Raw genomic sequence first — 18,920 nt, forward strand, 5'->3', positions numbered from 1 at the left:
GTCATTCCGAATGCATATTGAGGAATCACATCCTGCTTTTCAATTACAATGAGCTTTTTAGGATTTTTACTCGCCGTAATGCGATTTCTCAGTCGTGCCTCCTTCGAAATGACTGGGACGTCATTCCGAATGCATATTGAGGAATCACATCCTGCTTTTCAATTACAATGAGCTTTTTAGGATTTTTGCTCGCCGTAATGTGATTTCTCAGTCGTGCCTTCTTCGAAATGACGGGGAGGTCATTCCGAATGTATATGGGAATCACATCCTGCTTTTCAATTACAATGAGCTTTTTAGGATTTTTGCTCGCCGCAATGTAATTTCGGGTCCTGATCAATTGTAGTGTTTATGCCAAAATTGTGGTTAATCTTGAAAGGAAGAATTCTATATTTTCCATACCCCTGAACGGGGTACTAAAGAAGGAACGGCCTATTTTTGATTTCGTTTTAAATCAAGTGGTTTCCGCATTGGGTGGGGAAGCCGTCCATAGAGCATTTCACTTTAGTGAAAGCGGCCTGGGCGGTGTGGCCGCGGAAAGTGCGTGGATTTAAAGAAATTCAAAATCAGCCTAGCGTTTTTTGGTTCGTTTTTTGGGCAATGCAAAAAAGAACAGAACACGAACTTCGGGATAGTTTATGCTTTCTTTTTCTAAAATACACCCAACTTTTTAGATTGATCCGGGATTTCTCAGTCGTTCCTCCTTCGAAATGACTGGAAGGTCATTCCGAATGAATATGGGGAATCACCTCCTGCTTTTCAATTACAATGTATTTTTTCAAGGATTTTGGTCGCCGTAATGCGATTATTCGGTCGTACCTCCTTCGAAATGACGGGAAGTTATTCCGAATACAGATAAGGAATCACATCCTGCTTTTCAATTACAATGAGTTTTTTAGGATTTTGGCTCGCCGCAATGTGGTTTCGGGTCCTGATCAATTGTAGTGTTTATGCAAAAATTGTGGTTAATCTTGAAAGGAAGAATTCTATATTTTCCATACCCCTGAACGGGGTCTAAAGAAGGAACGGCCTATTTTTGATTTCGTTTTAAATCAAGTGGTTTCCGCATTGGGTGGGGAAGCCGTCCATAGAGCATTTCACTTTAGTGAAAGCGGCCTGGGCGGTGTGGCCGCGGAAAGTGCGTGGATTTAAAGAAATTCAAAATCAGCCTAGCGTTTTTTGGTTCGTTTTTTGGGCAATGCAAAAAAGAACAGAACACGAACTTCGGGTTAGTTTATGCTTTCTTTTTCTAATTCACGCCCAACTTTTTAGATTGATCCGTAGTTTCCCTGATGTGCCTCCTTCGAAATGACGGGAAGTCATTCCGAATGTATATGGGGAATCACATCCTGATTTTTAACTACAACATGCTTTTAAGGATTTTGGCTCGCCGTAATACGATTTCTCGGTCGTTCCTCCTTCGAAATGACAAATATTGCGGGTAATCCATAGCGTGTTGCATTGGAATTTTAAAGATAATTAAATTGAATTCCTAAATTTAATTTGGGGTCTTATAATACTTTTTATACCAATTTATAAAATTATGGATTCCTTCACGTATAGGAGTATTGGGGTGATAGCCATAATCTTTAATGAGTTCATCTACATTGGCCCAGGTTTTTGCGACATCCCCAGGTTGCATGGGTAGCATTTCCTTTTTAGCGATAATTCCTAAGTCTTTTTCGATAGCTTCGATGAAATCCATCAACTTTACCGAACGATTGTTGCCTATGTTATATACCTTATATAAACCGGGTATTATCGTTCTTTCTATTTTTGTTTTCTCTATTATGCGGACTACCCCCTCAACAATATCATCAATATAGGTAAAGTCACGCTCCATATCCCCGTTGTTGAAAACCTTGATAGGTTCGCCCTCGAGGATGGCTTTTGTAAACAGGAATAGGGCCATGTCGGGTCTTCCCCAGGGGCCATACACTGTGAAAAATCGGAGTCCTGTAGTTTGTAGACCAAATAAATGACTGTACGTATGGGCCATTAATTCATTGCTTTTTTTGGAGGCCGCATATAAACTAATGGGGTGGTCCACATTATCCGATGTCTCGAAAGGGGTTTTTTTGTTCAATCCATATACACTTGAACTACTGGCATAGACCAAATGTTTAATACTGTTATTTCGACAACACTCCAGGATATTTAAAAAACCAACGATATTGCTATCTACATAGGCTTCCGGGTTTTCCAAACTGTATCGTACGCCAGCCTGGGCGGCTAAGTTGCATACGACATCAAAGGCCTCGGACTTAAAAAGTTCAGGTAACTTTTCGCGATCTTCAAGGTTCATTCGGATGAATTTATAACTCCCGGAATGTTTTTTACTAGTGGTTAGTTTATTAAGTTGGCTGGCTTGTGACTTTTCGATACCCAATTCCTTTAAACGAGCGTATTTTAAATCAACCTCATAATAGTCATTGATATTGTCAAGACCCACAACGATATGTTTGTTGGCTACTAATTTTTTAATGGTATGAAAACCAATAAAACCAGCGGCGCCTGTAACTAAAATCTTCATGCCGATATTGTATTTATAAATTCAGTGCAAAGTAAGTAATTAATAAATAATTGTTACGGATTTATTAGGTAGTCCCTTATGTGATTTAGTAGTTTGGTATGGTCTTTGGGTCGTAGGAACAAAGTACATTACGCTATGATGAATATACCATTTATGGAAACTAACAGGAATTTAAGTGGTTATCTATTACTTTTTTTAATGTTTAAGGACGCTTGGAACAGGTAAAAAAGCATTAAACCGAGTTTATTAACACATTTACCGAATTATCTTAATAAAATTCCATCGACTTCGATTTAAGAGGTAACTTTATCTTTAAATTCGCAGCAATTTTGTGGATAGGTATGGGTAATACATATAATTTATTAATGATATGTATCATTTCGACAAGTGTGTTTTATGGATATTTTGGCGTATCTTATAGAATATGGATTATCTGAAAAGATTGTTTTGTAAACGATATTTGGTCTTTATACTCCCAAGTTGGGATAAAGAAATGTTTTTTCTGTATAAAGTATATAATATCAATTGGATTATTACTAAAGGTCTATTGTGATGTGGATTTGAAAAGTTAAAAGCTTTTCAGTGTTGTAATAGGAAAAGGATTTGTGTAAAAGGTGCTTTTTGCTTGTGCACTGGCCCTAATTAATTAAAATAAAATTTGATAAGCTTTTTTAATATTATCAAGACCCAAATACTATGATACAAAATTACTTGATCAATAATGCTCAACGGTATGCCTCTAAATGGTTGGTTTTAGCCATTGACTTAATGGTGGTTGCCGCTTCTTTTTTATTGTCCTATTTTATCCGTTTTAATTTGACCTTCAATTTTGAAGTCAATAAACTATTGGTGCAATTACCTGTCGTATTAGGCATTGCATTGGTGTCTTTTTTGATTATTGGTTCATACAAAGGGGTTGTACGCCACACGGGGGTTCGTGATGTGTATAACATATTCAATGCTATTTGCCTGTCAAGTATCCTGGCCATCTTTATGATTATCACCAATAGGCAGTTTGAATTGGTTGATAATTTTACTATTCCATTGTCCATTATCATTATCCATAGTTTGATCAGCTTTGTAGCCCTGACGGCGTCCCGATATATTTTTAAATCTATCTACTCCAGTTTGTCAAGTGAATTCAAGGCGAGTAAGAAGGTACTTATCTATGGGGCGGGGGAGTCTGGTATTTTGACCTATGATGCCATTACCAACCATACTAAAAGTAATACCAAGGTAATTGGCTATGTTGATAGGGACCCTAAAAAGATAGGAAAACAAATCAATGGTGTTACGGTTTATGCTCCGGAAGTTTTAACGGAAAGCTTTATTCTGAAAAAGGACGTTTCTGAAGTTGTTTTTTGTATTCAACAAATCGAACCCAATAAACTTAAGGAATTGGTTGAAGGTTTGGTCGATTTTCCTGTTCTTGTCAAGAAAGTCCCTCCTGTTGAAGATTGGATCAATGGGGAATTGAATGCATCACAGATCAAACAAGTCCAGATTGAAGATTTATTGAACAGGCCCCCAATAGATATTATCAATTCAAAAATTAGCCAAGAGGTAAATGACAAGGTGGTTTTGGTAAGTGGAGGCGCAGGATCTATAGGTAGTGAAATAGTGCGGCAGCTATGTAAATACAATTACAAAGCATTGATTATCGTAGACCAGGCAGAATCGGCCCTTTACGACTTGCAGCAGGAATTGAAGCAGAATGGACATGTGAATTTCACACCGATCGTCGCTGATATTCGGGATAAAAATAGAATGAACAATATTTTTCAGGAATATAAGCCAAACTTGGTTTTTCATGCCGCAGCCTACAAACATGTGCCTTTGATGGAATACAATTCGTATGAGGCCATTAAAATAAACGTTGCAGGTACAAAGGCCATTGTGGATTTGTCCATAGCACATAAGGTGGATAAGTTCGTTTTTGTCTCCACGGATAAGGCGGTGAATCCTACCAATGTCATGGGGGCTACCAAACGTATTGCAGAGATGTATATCAGTTGTATGCAACAAGAGCGTAAAACAAAATTCATTACAACACGTTTCGGAAATGTTCTCGGTTCCAATGGGTCTGTAATACCCTTGTTTAAAAAGCAAATTGAAAAGGGAGGACCGTTGACGGTGACACATAAAGACATTACCCGTTATTTTATGACCATCCCAGAGGCTTCCCAATTGGTATTGGAAGCAGGGGCCATGGGAAAAGGGGGGGAGATATTCATTTTTGATATGGGCAAATCGGTGAAGATATTCGATCTGGCCAAAAATATGATCAAATTATCCGGGTTACGATACCCAGAGGATATCGATATCAAGGTTACGGGATTGCGACCCGGGGAAAAATTATATGAGGAATTATTGGCCAATGGAGAAAATACGATGCCAACCTATCACAAAAAAATTATGATCGGTAAGGTTAGGGATTTGGATTATAATTTCGTCCGTACCAAGATTGATGAGCTTTGTGTCAATAACATGTTCTTCAATGGGGATACCGTAAAGTTAATGAAGGAAATCGTACCCGAATACATCTCCAATAATTCCGATTTGTGCAAACATGACAAAGCAACTGACGTCAAGGAGCCCAGTAAAAGTAACCTCAAGGTTTTACACTCCTAATTTTTTAGTATAATTGCACAATAAAAGCCATAACTATGTTTAAAAATATGAAGATTTACGTTCGTTCCATTGTATTATTATTGGGTATTACCTTTGTTACCTCTTGTGCATCGCGAAAAGAGGTGGTATACTTTCAAGATACAGGGGATTTTGAAACCTTGGTAAATAATAATGATTTTGTATCCAAGTTCAAGGTAGATGATTTGGTTTCCATCCATATTTCGTCATTAAATCCTGAGGCCAGTGCACCGTTTAATCTGTTTAGAGGAGCTGGTGAAGGTGGTTTTCAAGCAGAACAAGTTGATTATTTGGTGGATCAAGCCGGGGAAATTGATTTCCCGGTAATAGGTAAATTAAAGATAGAAGGGCTTTCCCCTGAGGAACTGCGTTTGTTATTGCGAGATCGCCTTTCGGACTATTTAAAGGATCCTATTATTAATATTCGACTTCGTAATTTTACGGTAACGGTATTAGGGGAAGTTAATAGTCCAGGTACCTATCCGGTCAATGGGGAGCAGATCACCATTTTGGAGGCCTTGGGTATGGCTGGGGATTTAACTATTCGGGGCGTACGCCAAAACGTTTTGGTCATCCGGGATTTTAACGGAACCAAGGTGTATAACCGTATTGATTTAACAACAAAGGAAATGGTAAAGTCCCCGGTGTTCTATTTAACCCAAAACGATGTGGTTTATGTAGAACCAAACCGTTCTGGAATAACCGCTTCATCCTTGGATAACAGGGCCAATATTGCCATTTCCATTGCATCAATCTTAATCACGTCTACAGTTCTCATACTTTCAAGACAATAAACCATATTTTAATGAAAACTGATACTTCGAAGATGTCCGATAAAAGTATGGACTTAGGTGAAATGCTTAAACCTTATTTAAGGAACTGGAAATGGTTTTTGCTATCAATAATTATTGCAGTTGTACTTGGGATATTTAATATACGTTATGCGGTTCCCCAATATGAGATACAGACCAAAATCCAAATTTTAGACGATCAAAGTTCTGGTTCGGAACTTGATGTGTTTCGGGACTTGGATGTCTTTGGTGGTGGAGGAAACAAGATAGAAGATGAAATAGAACTATTGAATTCAAGATCTAATCTTATCGATATTGTCAAACAACTTGGATTGAATAAAAAAATCATAGCCCTTGGTCAGATAAAGAGTTCGGAGCTTTATAATAATCCACCCTTTAATGTAAACTTTATTGCAGAGGATTCTATAATACATAATTCAAAGAGTGAGTTTTTTATAACCATATCTTCAGAAACAACCTTCCAATTTTCGAATGAGGAAGATGGGCCTATGGAACCCATATCTTTTGGGAAGCCCGTTACCACAGGTGTTGGGGATGTAATCATCACCCCGAATATACCTAATATAGGAGCATATAATGGGCGTAAGTATCAAGTTGCGGTTAGTCCTTTGGCCGCAGTAGCTGAGGTATATCAAAGAAAAATTGATATTTCAGTCATTGGTGAAATGTCCAATATTATCTCTATTACATTGAATGATCCGATTATTGAAAGGGGTAAGGATATTTTAAACGCCTTGGTCGCCAATTACAATCAGAATGCTGTTAATGACAAAAAAGCCATTGCAGATAGGACTTCAAATTTTATTAATGATCGTATTGCGGATATTTATGGGGATTTATCTACTGTAGATCAAAGTGCGGAAGATTTTAAGTCTGGTAAAGGCATTGCAGATATAGCGACCCAAACCAATGTCAATCTTAATATAGGGGCTGCCAATCAGCAGGAATTACAAAATGCTTCGGTACAGTTGGATATTGCCTCTTCCATGAAGGATATTATCGATAGTCAGGACGGGTATGAGTTGTTGCCTTCCAATATAGGTTTGGCGGATGCCTCTATTGCGAGTACAACGGCTAGATATAATGAATTGGCCTTGGAGCGCAAGCGATTGTTGGAAAGTTCCAATGAAAAAAACCCTATTATTGTAAATTTAGACCAGCAATTGGAGGGTTTAAAACGCAGTATGCAGTCTAGTTTGGGTAGTGTGACGAACAATTTAGGAATGCAGGTCAATAGTTTAAGTAGCCAATTATCCAAAATCAATTCACGAATCTATTCGACGCCCAAAAATGAACGGGCCTTACGCGATATAACCCGACAACAGCAGACCACGGAACAGCTCTATTTATACCTTCTACAAAAACGGGAGGAATCCCAGATTACCTTTGCATCCGCATCCCCAAAGTCAAAAATTATAGATAATGCTTATTTATCAAGTCAATTTCCAGTTTCCCCTAAGAAACCACTTATCTTATTGGCAGCAATGATTTTCGGGTTTGTTCTGCCTTTCTCTGTGATATATGTAAAAGATCTGATGGATAATAAGGTAGAGAATAAGGTGAGTTTGGAAAAATTAACAGGCGATATCCCAGTTTTGGCTGAGTTACCCAAGATCTCTAAAAAGGAAAATACCTTGGTACAGCTAGGGGAACGTACCGTATTGGCAGAATCATTGCGAATATTGAGAACCAATTTGGATTATATCATTAAATCCAAGAAGAAACCTGGGGTTAGGGGCAATATTATATATGTGACTTCTAGTGCTTCCGGGGAAGGGAAAACGTTATTGGCATCTAATTTGGCCATGATCTTTGCCAATACGAATAAGAAAGTATTGCTTATTGGGGCAGATATACGAAACCCGAAAATCTATCAATTCTATTCTGGTAAAAATGTGGATAAATTAGGGAAACCCGCCCGAAATAAAGAGAATATTGGACTCACGGAATTTTTAGTGGACACTACAATTGGAGGTAAGGATATTATCTCCTCAATGTTGGCCCATGAGCAAACCGTCGATGTTATTTATTCCGGGAAAATACCACCAAATCCGGCAGAACTATTAATGAACGGACGGATGAAGGAGTTATTGGATGAGGTAGTTGATCAATATGATTATATCGTTGTGGATACGGCTCCTTTGTTAGTAGTGACCGACACCTTGTTGATCAGTGAATATGCCGATCAGATACTCTATGTGACACGGGCGGGAATGACCGAATTAAAGGTATTGGATTATCCACTTAAATTGCATGCTGAAGGCAAGCTAAAAGGATTGGCTTTCGTCGTTAATGGGGTACAGGATTCCAATTTGGGGTATGGGGGAAAATACGGTTATGGCTATGGTAAAACCACCAAAAAGTGGTGGAAATTTTAAGGGATACTTGAAAGAATAATCCCATTATTCCCATGAAGACATTGTTATTTGTATATCGTAAAATCAGGTCAACCCTGTCCAATATTATTTATAAGATTCGAAGTATTGGGCAATTTAAAGTTTCAGATGTTGCGAATTTACATCATATTGGGTTAAATGTCACCAATGTGGATTCGACACTTGCATTTTATGAAAAATATTTTGGTGCCAAAAGAGTAAGATATAATGGCAATATCGATGCCCTGTTTGCCGATAATTTATTCTTATTGTTAAACCCTGTCAAGGAACCACCTTCGACCAATCAAGGTACTAGCTTATGGCATATAGGTTGGTCAGGAGAAGATGCCCAATTGGAGATGGATTGGCGGGTAAAGGAAGGCATAGAAGTACATACGCCCGTAACCGCCCTAGATGATGATCATTTCATGTATTTTTTTGGTCCCAACAAAGAAATGGTTGAGGTTTATACCCGTAAAAAAGGACATGCCTTTGAACATATTCACTTATTGGCCTCTGATGTTGATAAAACAATGAACTGGTTTAAATCGCACTTAGGGTTAGATCCAGTGTATAGAAAAGCAGCATTAAATCCAAACGGCTTTAAATGGAATTATTTAACCGTAAATACCATAGATATTGTGGTATTTGGAAAACCGATAGGGAAAGAAGCCTGGTGGCCTGAAGAAGGTTTAAAGCCAACTACAGGGTCAGCTTTAGATCATATTGGATTTTCCTTTGGGAATATCGAATCCATTTATAAAGAACTGAAATCTGCAGGTACGATTATTCCCCAAGATATTAAATTTGATCCCGTTTATAATCATAAGAGTTTTTTGGTACAAGGGCCTGATGGGTTACTTATTGAAATTGTGGAGAAAAACAACCAATTATAGGTGCAATATCGTTAACAATAGTATAATACTACCTACTGATATATATTTATATATGGTCATTCGGCCATCTTATAATTCCCATTTTTATTAAAAAATCGATTTGTTTTATACTTTATTTCACTGATAAAATGGAGAATAATTAATCTGGATAACACTTTTGAAAGAAAGTTATTTTTGTTTCCAAACAATAGAATTAATTCGGAAACAGCAAAATAATTGTAAAAGTGTAATATAAATCCAAAATTTCTTTCCTTTAAATTATAGGGAAACAATACGTTTTTTATGTACTTTTTCTTATCTGCATACAGTCTTTCGTTCATAAATAAAGAACTCCTATTGCCACTTATATTATCTTCATGAAGTCTGTACTGGGTTACGAACTTATCTATAAAATGGAAAGGAATACCATTGTTTATAAACCTTACCCACATAGGTAAATCTTCCATTACCTGGTAATTCGTGTCAAAACCACCTATTTCAATAAGTGTTGGTTTATGAAAGAAGCTTGTTGTTGCATTGATTCCTGGCCATGGTCGGCTGGTAAATACTATTTTTTTTTGTTCCTCTGGTTTGGCTAACGCAATTTTCTGTAATGGCAATGGTGTAAGTTCTTTATTTCTTAAGGCATAGGCCCTTCCAAAAAGAACTTTACAATCGGGATGGGCATTACAATAATTTACAAAGTCATCAACACAGGTTTCAATTAAAATATCGTCTCCTGCAATTAATTTTAACCATACTCCATTTGCAGCTTTAACACTACGATTACAATTACCGATTATCCCGGTATTCTTTTCAACTTTAACTATTTCCGTTCTCTTAAAGCGATTCTTATTTTCAGCGAACCATTTTTTGCACAATTCCAGTGTATTGTCCGAGGAGCAATCATCACTAACAATCAATTCTATATTTTTATAGGATTGTGCTTTGGCACTTTCTAAGGTTTCCAAAACAAATTTGGCCGAATTATACGTAACCACCACAATGGATACCAAAGGGGTTAAGGGATTTTCATTATCCATTAGCTATCCTGTTTTACAATTTTATTTAAATGCATTATTTTTTTCTGAATTTATTTATGACCCCTTTCAAATTCATTCTTTTGTCCAATGCTTTAAAGGAATACCATACTGAAGTTAAGATAAGAGGTATACCTATAACATAAGACCATGGTGCTGCAATAAATTTAGTTGTTAGAAAACAGCCTAGGGCCAAAATAAATTGAAAAACAAATATTTTCACAAAGCCTCGGTTGAAGGTAAAACCGTATTTGGTTTTGGCAATTAGGAACACTTGTAGAAGGTAAATAACATAGGCAACGATAAAGGATATACCGAGACCTGTTAGGCCCCAATAGTAATACCCCAATATATTTGACCCTCCCAAAATAGTTATAGCAACAAGCTCATTCCAAAAGAAAAGCTTACTAGCTCCTTTGGCAAGAAAGATAAAAGCTATGGACCAACTTGCCGCTTTAAAGAACATACCAAGGGCAGCCCAGTAAACCATTGCGCTTACCCCTATGAATTGACTGGAATATAATAAAATGATTACCCAATCGATAAAAATTAAAAAGATGGCCAATATAGGGGCTAATATTAAAATGGCTATTTCGGCCTGTTGGTTGATCAATTCGGTAGCCTTTTCATTATCGTGGGCCACTCCAGAGAGTCTAGGGTAGTAATCAGTGGCCATTGCAGTAAAAACTAGACCCACATAATTGGTTATGATGGCGATACCGGCATTATATAGTCCTACTTCCTCAATACCTCCTGTATTACTGATGAAAATTCGGATAATATAAGATTCACCATAGGTCATAATACCGCTTAAACTGAGCATAAACCCCATAAGCATCATTCCCTTTCCTAGAACTTTTGTTTCTTTAAAGGATACATTGATTTTCTGAATATTTATCTTTCTGGAAAAGTGCCAGTTTACGATAAAAGTCATAAGTGCTGTTAAAATGATGGCAGGAACAATACCCTCTAATTCAAGATAATAGTATAATGGAATTGATATCAATAAACCAAAAGCAGAACCCAACATATTGGCCTTCGCCAAGTGGTTCAATTTTCGTAAACCCTGTAACAGAACATACTGTCCACTAGTTAGCTGATTAAATATCAAAGTGATTGAAAGCCACCTAAAGGCTATGGTATAGTCAGTATTTCCAAACGATAATTCACTAAGCCAAGGTGCAAGCACAAGGGTTACCAGAGCACCCAGGAGGCCTGTAATCCAGACCAATCTTTGCATAACGACAATAACACTTGCAATTTGATGGTTATCCTCACTTTCATTGGCTGCAGCAATATCCTTTACAGCACTGGTTTTCAAACCAAAATTGGTCAAGGAACCGACCAATGTAATGGTTGAAGTTAAAAGTCCGGCGATACCCATCCCCGCCGGTCCCAATAAAAGCGCTATGACTTTGGATCGAACAATGGAAATTATTATGTTGAAAACTTGAACACCCCCAAAAATGGAGGTCGCCTTCATAATCTGTCTATAACTGCTTTTTTTACCTGAAGCACTGTTTTTAGTCATTATAACAATTTAGTGATTTGACCACTTGTTCTATTTCAGCATCGGTCATTACAGCACTTATGGGCAAACTCAATACTTCTTTGTGTATCTGTTCGGTAATAGGAAGGTGTAAATCCTTATATTCTTTATAGGCTTCCTGTTTGTGGGGAGGAATAGGGTAGTGGATAAGGGTCTGAACACCTTGGTCTAACAGGTGTTTTTGTAATTTATCCCTATTTTTTGTCCGGATTACGAATAAATGCCAAACGTGCCCATCTTCATGTATAACCTCTGGCAATACGATTGACGGCGTGGTGATATGCTCCAAATAATAGTTAGCTACTTTTCTCCTGCCCGCTATATCTTCTTGTATATATTTCAGTTTTACATTTAAAAAGGCTGCCTGTATTTCATCAAGACGTGAGTTAAGCCCTTGGTAAATATTTTCGTATTTTTTGTGGGAACCATAATTGGCCAATGCCCGTATGGCAAGGGATAATTTTTCATCGTTCGTAGTGACCGCACCGGCATCACCCAAAGCCCCTAAGTTTTTACCGGGATAAAAACTATGTCCGCCGGCATCGCCAAGAGCACCAGATACTTTGCCATGCCATTGTGCCCCATGGGATTGAGCCCCATCCTCAATAAGTTTTAAACCATATTTATCACAGATATCCAACATCTGCTGATCTATTGAGATTTGACCATACAAATGCACGGTAAGGACGGCCTTTGTTTTTGGGGTAATGGCAGCTTCAATCTTGGAAGCATCCAAATTAAATGTGTTTATATTGGGCTCAACAAATACAGGGGTAAGTTCATTATCCGTAACAGCTAAAATTGAAGCAATGTACGTATTGGCAGGAACGATTACCTCATCACCCTTTTGCATGATACCGAGTTCTATGTACCCTTTGAGAATCAACCGAAGGGCATCCAAGCCATTGGCAACCCCTATAGTGTGCCCCGTTTTGCAAAATTCATTGTAATCACTTTCGAATGAGGCCAGTTCTTTTCCCATTAAATACCAACCTGAGTCAATGACCCTGTCAGCGGCCTGTTTTAGCTCTTGGGCATAGCAGGCGTTTATTTTTTGAAGATCTAAAAATTTTATCACAAAATATTATTTTAAAAATTACCGGGTTATTTACAAAAGAAGGTTTATTTGAATGATCGGTTTGGTCTCAGGGCAATATAATATGGTGCAATGAATCCAAATTTCAATAACCTGTTCTATACTAAAAGGCAATGATTCGCAAACAACCTCAAATTGATATTGGAACATCTATTTTCCCTTTGGGTAAGCCTTACAATTTAGAGTCGATCAATTCCTTTAATCCAAGAATGGTTTCCGAGCCTTCAATTTCTTCAGCAGACAAGCTAATCCCATATTCACCGGCACAAAAATCAATAACCATTAAAATGGTCATTGAATCCCAACTCTCAAAGGACGTAAGCGAATCGTTTAAATCAACGCTATCCACTTCCAAAAATTCCGTCATGGTTGATAAGTATTTTTCCATAAAATCTATTTATAATTAATTTTTTCACAAAAGCTTAGATTCCCTAACGTCATCAACATGGATGTCCAGCTTAATCCTATTCCAAATCCGGCCATGCAGATTAAATATGAGTTAGTTTTTAATTGATCACCAAGATTGTGTGCTATTGTGGTAGGGATGGTTACACTACTGGCGTTTCCGAAATTCTCGACCACATTGGTCGGTAGTTTTTCTTCAGGGACTTCCAATTGCTTGGTTAACTGTTTTAACATGAATTTGTTGGGCTGATGGAACATGAAATAATCAATCTGTTCTTTGTTTTTACCCGCTTTATCCAATAAGTTATCGATCATTGGTGGTACTTCCCGTATTACGAAATTATAAATCAAATCGCCTTTCATCTCTAAATGATCCAATGATTTGACATTTCCTGATTTATCCGTGACCAACTTTGCCGTTTCTTCAGTGGAAGGCATTTTGAAGCCTCCTGCAGGGATTATCAAGGCATCGGCACCGGTTCCATCACTTTTTACGGAACCATGGATGACACCACCGTTAGGGTCGTTCTCAACAATGGTTATGGCAGCGCCATCCCCAGTCAATGGACCACTACTTCGATCACTTTTGGAAACCTTGGCACTTAATATGTCGGCATTGAGGACCACAACTTTATTGATTTCATCTTGCTCTAAAAGCATAAAGGCCTGGCTAAGACCAGTTACGTATCCTCCACAACCTTGATTTATATCAATACAGACCATATCTTGTTTAAGTCCGAGTCTTCCATGTATTATGTAACTGGTTGCAGGCATCAGATGATCCGGTGATTGTGAAATCAAAATCATCGCATCAATATCATCTTTGTCCAATAATTTTTTATCGAAAAGGTAATTCAATCCAAAAACACATAAATCAGATGTCGTGGTTCCTTGCTTAACAACACGTCGTTTGTTATAACCCATGACCATTTTGAGTTTCATGGATTGACCTTTTGAGAAACCATAGTTTGCTATTTCGTCGTCAAATTTGATTTCATCTTCACCCAACACGGTTAGGATTCCGGTTATTTTTTTGTTCTTAAATTTTAAATTCATCTTGAAACAATGGTTTAATTAGTTATAAACGGTAATTTAACTAAGGGCCTATTCTATAATGGATAATTTAATCAACAATCCTATTTCATAAGACCTTTAAACTGTATTGGTAACAAACAAAACTTACCAAATACATTTACATATCATTATTTTTCTATCAATTCAATAAGATGACCGTCCGGTGTAAACAAAAATGCACATAGCTTGCCTTCAAATGCTTCTGAATTGAAAACATCCAACGATTTGTAATTTAACTCTTCTAATTGATGGATCGAATGACGAATATCAATTACTTTATAGGCAACATGATAATAGGTAATTCTTTTTTTTAAAAGTTTGGAAACAACGGAATCATCCCCTAAGGGCTGAACAAGTTCTAAAAAACTGTTCTCTCCATTTTTAACGAAACAAACTTTAACCTTTTGTGTACTTACCTCATAAATTTCTGAAATACTTTCTTTTCCAAAAACAACACTAAAATGTTCTAGTGAGGATACTATATCGGTAACAAGAACACCCACATGATGAAAATCGAGACCAAATGAACTATTTTGAATTGGATTGCCCATAGAATTATCCGTTGATATAATTAAATTTTACTACTTATGGAATCGATGATCTCACTGATATCTTTCCAATTTTGGATTTCATTGGAAGCAAAATGGATATCAAATCTTTTTTCAATGGCCACTACCAATAAAATATGTATAATCGAATCCCATTCTTCTATATCAGCTGCTTGGGTGGTTTCTTTAAGTACGATATCTTTATCATCCATCGTATCGATGAATATTTCATTTATTCCTGCCAGTATTTCATTTCTTGTCATATAACTATTGCTTAACTTTAATATAATTGGTTTTAAATTGATATTTGTCTACTTCCAGAGTAAAATAAGAATGGTCTTTAGTAAATCCTAAGTTATGATAATGGTCTTTCATCATTGGGTTTTTTGCAGTAGGGATATATTCCCCTTTAATGGTCGTAAATCCATTCTCTTTTGCAAAATCGACTATTGTATTCAATACAAAATTCTCCATCCCCCGTTTGAGAACCCTACAACTCATAAACCAGGTATCGACAAATAATGTTTTTTCATTTTCTTTATGTAAAATAATAGCGCAAATTAGGCCATTGTCACCGAATTTATCTTCCAAAGTAAATGAAAAAGTAGCATAATCCCCGGAGTTTGAAATTCGCTCAATATCCGCTTCTGAATAGCGAACGGTCCTAAGGTTAAATTGATTGGAACGTTGTGAGAGTTGCGCTATTCTAGGTGTATTGAATTTATTAAAAGGTTCAACAGTTGAAACCATTTCCAAATTTTTCAAAAAGTCATCTTCATTTGTGAACTTTTGAGCGATTTTCGCCCGCTCTGCCTCAATTTGATAAAGCTTGGTACGTTCAGCATCCTCATTAGAGAAAGAAACGGTTTCAAAAAGATTCAACCCATATAGGAATTCGAGATAGTTGGCAGGATCTTCGGGCATTTCGGGAACACATATTTCTGGAATGTTTTCCCTTACAATATTCCGTTCAAATGGGTTGTCATCCAAAAACACCATGGAATCAAAACCTATGTTCAGAATGTTTTGGATTTGCCGAATATTATCCGCTTTATTTTCCCAATTGGCAATAAAAACAGAAATATCCTCCAACCGTAAAACCATATCCGGATGTTTCTCAAAGGGTTCCTTTGCAACGGACTCCGTATTCTTGCTACATACGGCAACAATAATTCCACGGTTTTTTAATTTCTTGATCCAATATTGAAATTCTGAAAAGGCCTTGCCTATGCCCAAGCTTCCAATTTGAATGTTTTCGAGGCCATCGTCACCGATAATACCCCCCCAGGTCGTATTGTCCAAATCTAGAATTACACACTTTTTGAACTTACCGTTAAGTGTGCTTATCAAATCAATTGTTTTTGAAGCAACCTTGGGTAAAATATCAATACCTAAAACCATTTCTGTATTTATATACAGCGCAGGTTGAAACATGTTTGATTTTCCAACTTGGTTTTGGATGGAAGAAATATCACAGAGGTATAAATTTGGATTCTTTGAAGCCAATTCCATTAGATTGAAATTTAGCTTCCGTAATTGATACAAAAATGAAGACGCTGTTTTGTTGGCATGGTTACCAAAAACGGCATCATCGATTTCAGTATAATTGAAGTAAATGATTTTCGCATCAAGATTATTGGTAATCGTATTACAAATGGTTTCAATGGAAGAAATCTCTTTTGTTGCCAACAAAGCATATTCCTCTGGCTTTAATTTGTTGTATTTCCCCAATAGTTTATGCGAGGATTGAAATACGATTACATATTCCGGTTTAAAATCATAGAGTTCGGAAGACGGGTCATAAACCTGTCTTTCAATTTGATTGAAATCAGCCTCCCAAATATCAAGGTTCATGGCGTAATCGTAACCAAGACCTTTTATAGCCTGTGTAAGGAACTGCGTAGCCGTATCCCCTAAAACTGCCAATTTGATAGTCTTAAAACCGGAGAAATCTTTTTTGATGTTTTTCTTAAGTTGTAAAAAATCTTTCACTATAATTTTCTTCTAAGGATCTTGATTATTTTTTAATATAACGATCTATTTTATAATATCGTCTTCCATATGTCCATTTAGCATGAATATATTGATGGTACCAATAAAAGATTCAAATGATCTGCTTCCCCATTCTTGTTATTTTAAAACGTACTCAGGGGGCTTAAATCAATAATTTCAATCTTTGGATACAATTTTGGATATGGTTATTGACCCCAAATTTACATTGTATTGTTGTCTTAGTACCGGTGTCATTCTTCCATTTGAAACAATTTCAAATATTTTGTTCTATGTGCCTTGAAATTTTCATAATCAGACTCGAAGTAATGACTGTGCTCATCCTCTCCTGTGAACTTAGGATTGTAAGATTTGCAATACCATAAAACACGTTTGTTTTTTTTCATGGTTGACATTTTACAGATCTTGCAATCAAGGTGTTCAAAAGCCAAGGCTTTTGTAAACAATTCCCCTAGAACGGCTACATTTGAACCTGCATCCGGACTGTATAACCAACTACCGAACTCAAAGGTATCTTCTGAAACATTGTATATTCGATTTAATCCAAGTTTGGTCTTTTTGTCCTCCTTTATGCATATGACGTAAAAGTCCTCTCCTTTCGCTTCCCGAATTTTATATTCCTTGATCCATTTGATCTGTTCTTCAATATCGGTACTTGTTGGATTTATATGCTTGGAAAGTTTTTCATTATTTCGCAGGGAAAGTATGAATTCCGCATCTTCAATTTCTACCAGACGGAAATAGCAACCATATGCGTTCGCAGGCAAAAGATCATCTATTATTTTTTTTCTATTATTGACCATTGGTATTCTTTTTTTAATAAACTTAAATTCTTATTTTTCTTTTCAAATCAATACAATCGATTTGTTGGTATCGGAACATTTATTTTATGAACAACTTCAATCAAATTCCATTAAATCATTATTGGGTTTAAGTTAATGGTGATGATGATTCTGAATCAATTTCCGATCATCACAATTAATGCTTTTTTCCAATAGGATATAGTTTTTCGTTTCTATTTCAAAGGTGTCGATCGAAAAAGCCCTGGCACCAAAACTTTCTTTCCAATTTAATAATCCAAGGTTAAGACCATTATCGTCAAATGAAGTTCCAAAATCAAAATAATTCTTGTGTTTAAAATACCTTTCAATCAATTCAAGGTATAATAAATCGGAAGCTCCTGAATGCCTTCCTTCTTCATTCGCGGAATTATATTGAACCCGCACAACGTTAGCTGTCTCGAATAATGTAGCTCCCGCTACAATCGTATCATTCAAATAGGCATTGAATTGATGAATGTTTTTCGGGAATGAATTATGTAACTTGGTGATTTCCTCTACGGTATGGGCGGGTTTCGCACTATATTTACAATTTAGATTCGGCATCAATATATTGTTCCAATAATCATCAAATGTATCTACCTCCTTAATAACCACTCCCATCTTCATGGCTCTTCTGGCCAATCTCAATCGGGTTCTGTTCATTTCCAATTTATCATTTAAATTGATTACAGAGGAAAATTGCCGTACTGTTAATTTAGCCTTGATTAAATATTTGGCATATGTAATTTCTTCTGAACCAATTGAATTGTAAAATTTATGAAATGATTTATAAATAATCTTTTCTATTTTACTCGATTTTAGAACAAATAGAATTTTATAAACGATTTGGAGGGTTTTATGGAGAACTTCCGTTTTCCGGAGTATTATGCCACCATAACTTAGTCCAAAATGAGAGGCAATGGTATTTTCATCAATTTTATGGGCAGGAAACGCGGCTATTGGTAAGTTATTTTCAAAAACAATTAAAGAACAATCCTCATATCGATCTTTATGATAATCCATAAAATCCCTTTTAAATAAGAATGTGGAATTTTTGGAATGATCGATGAAGTCATCCCAAATCTCTTTGTCCTCTTTTCGATATTTTCTAACTGTAATTGTTGGTAACCCTTCCA

At 36.5% G+C, this 18,920-nt stretch carries 16 protein-coding genes; 5 read left to right on the forward strand and 11 right to left on the reverse strand.

The annotated features are described in order from the left end of the window. The first annotated feature begins 359 nt into the window (after positions 1-359). Positions 360-551 carry a hypothetical protein gene (locus tag HPE56_RS19570; RefSeq protein ID WP_188245437.1) on the forward strand — a complete coding sequence of 64 codons (192 nt, stop codon included), beginning with the start codon at positions 360-362 and terminating at the stop codon, positions 549-551. Positions 552-1,495: 944 nt separating this feature from the next. Here HPE56_RS19570 and HPE56_RS19575 read toward each other — a convergent pair. After that, positions 1,496-2,530, reverse strand: a complete 1,035-nt coding sequence (locus HPE56_RS19575) for an NAD-dependent epimerase (RefSeq protein WP_188245438.1) — start codon at positions 2,528-2,530, stop codon at positions 1,496-1,498. 696 nt (positions 2,531-3,226) lie between these two features. Here HPE56_RS19575 and HPE56_RS19580 point away from each other — a divergent pair. The 4 genes from HPE56_RS19580 to HPE56_RS19595 are packed head-to-tail and all read left to right on the forward strand — an operon-like array spanning position 3,227 to position 9,262. Beyond that, complete coding sequence (locus tag HPE56_RS19580) at positions 3,227-5,161, forward strand: polysaccharide biosynthesis protein (protein WP_188245439.1); 1,935 nt, start codon at positions 3,227-3,229, stop codon at positions 5,159-5,161. Between the two features lie 47 nt (positions 5,162-5,208). Continuing rightward, positions 5,209-5,973: a polysaccharide biosynthesis/export family protein gene (locus HPE56_RS19585; RefSeq protein WP_188245440.1), complete on the forward strand. Its 765-nt coding sequence runs from the start codon at positions 5,209-5,211 to the stop codon at positions 5,971-5,973. An 11-nt stretch (positions 5,974-5,984) separates the two neighbouring features. After that, a complete protein-coding gene (locus HPE56_RS19590) occupies positions 5,985-8,369 on the forward strand; it encodes a GumC family protein (RefSeq protein WP_188245441.1) in 2,385 nt (794 codons plus the stop codon). Between the two features lie 32 nt (positions 8,370-8,401). Beyond that, the gene (locus HPE56_RS19595; protein WP_188245442.1) at positions 8,402-9,262 is read left to right on the forward strand and encodes a VOC family protein; all 861 of its coding nucleotides are present in this window, start codon (positions 8,402-8,404) and stop codon (positions 9,260-9,262) included. A 56-nt stretch (positions 9,263-9,318) separates the two neighbouring features. Here the strand turns inward: HPE56_RS19595 and HPE56_RS19600 are convergent, their stop codons facing one another. The 10 genes from HPE56_RS19600 to HPE56_RS19645 all read right to left on the reverse strand — a co-directional run bounded on the left by HPE56_RS19600 (position 9,319) and on the right by HPE56_RS19645 (position 18,807). Beyond that, positions 9,319-10,284, reverse strand: coding sequence for a glycosyltransferase (locus HPE56_RS19600; RefSeq protein ID WP_188245443.1), 966 nt, complete (start codon positions 10,282-10,284; stop codon positions 9,319-9,321). 34 nt (positions 10,285-10,318) lie between these two features. After that, positions 10,319-11,812 carry an O-antigen translocase gene (locus tag HPE56_RS19605; protein WP_188245444.1) on the reverse strand — a complete coding sequence of 498 codons (1,494 nt, stop codon included), beginning with the start codon at positions 11,810-11,812 and terminating at the stop codon, positions 10,319-10,321. Continuing rightward, positions 11,805-12,908 carry a DegT/DnrJ/EryC1/StrS family aminotransferase gene (locus HPE56_RS19610; protein ID WP_188245445.1) on the reverse strand — a complete coding sequence of 368 codons (1,104 nt, stop codon included), beginning with the start codon at positions 12,906-12,908 and terminating at the stop codon, positions 11,805-11,807. Before HPE56_RS19610 ends, HPE56_RS19605 begins: the two co-directional genes overlap by 8 nt. A gap of 190 nt (positions 12,909-13,098) precedes the next feature. Beyond that, positions 13,099-13,314 carry an acyl carrier protein gene (locus tag HPE56_RS19615; protein WP_188245446.1) on the reverse strand — a complete coding sequence of 72 codons (216 nt, stop codon included), beginning with the start codon at positions 13,312-13,314 and terminating at the stop codon, positions 13,099-13,101. Positions 13,315-13,319: 5 nt separating this feature from the next. Continuing rightward, positions 13,320-14,387, reverse strand: a complete 1,068-nt coding sequence (locus HPE56_RS19620; RefSeq protein WP_188245447.1) for a 3-oxoacyl-ACP synthase III family protein — start codon at positions 14,385-14,387, stop codon at positions 13,320-13,322. Positions 14,388-14,533: 146 nt separating this feature from the next. After that, positions 14,534-14,956 carry a VOC family protein gene (locus tag HPE56_RS19625; protein WP_188245448.1) on the reverse strand — a complete coding sequence of 141 codons (423 nt, stop codon included), beginning with the start codon at positions 14,954-14,956 and terminating at the stop codon, positions 14,534-14,536. A 20-nt stretch (positions 14,957-14,976) separates the two neighbouring features. After that, entirely contained in the window at positions 14,977-15,216 is a 240-nt protein-coding gene (locus HPE56_RS19630; RefSeq protein WP_188245449.1) for an acyl carrier protein, read from the reverse strand. 4 nt (positions 15,217-15,220) lie between these two features. Further along, positions 15,221-16,945, reverse strand: coding sequence for an HAD-IIIC family phosphatase (locus HPE56_RS19635; protein ID WP_317173234.1), 1,725 nt, complete (start codon positions 16,943-16,945; stop codon positions 15,221-15,223). 251 nt (positions 16,946-17,196) lie between these two features. After that, entirely contained in the window at positions 17,197-17,766 is a 570-nt protein-coding gene (locus tag HPE56_RS19640; RefSeq protein ID WP_188245450.1) for a GNAT family N-acetyltransferase, read from the reverse strand. Between the two features lie 132 nt (positions 17,767-17,898). Then, positions 17,899-18,807, reverse strand: coding sequence for a GNAT family N-acetyltransferase (locus HPE56_RS19645; RefSeq protein WP_188245451.1), 909 nt, complete (start codon positions 18,805-18,807; stop codon positions 17,899-17,901). Between the last annotated feature and the right edge of the window lie 113 nt (positions 18,808-18,920).

The sequence above is a fragment of the Maribacter aquimaris genome, assembly GCF_014596745.1.
Lineage (GTDB): Bacteria > Bacteroidota > Bacteroidia > Flavobacteriales > Flavobacteriaceae > Maribacter_A > Maribacter_A aquimaris.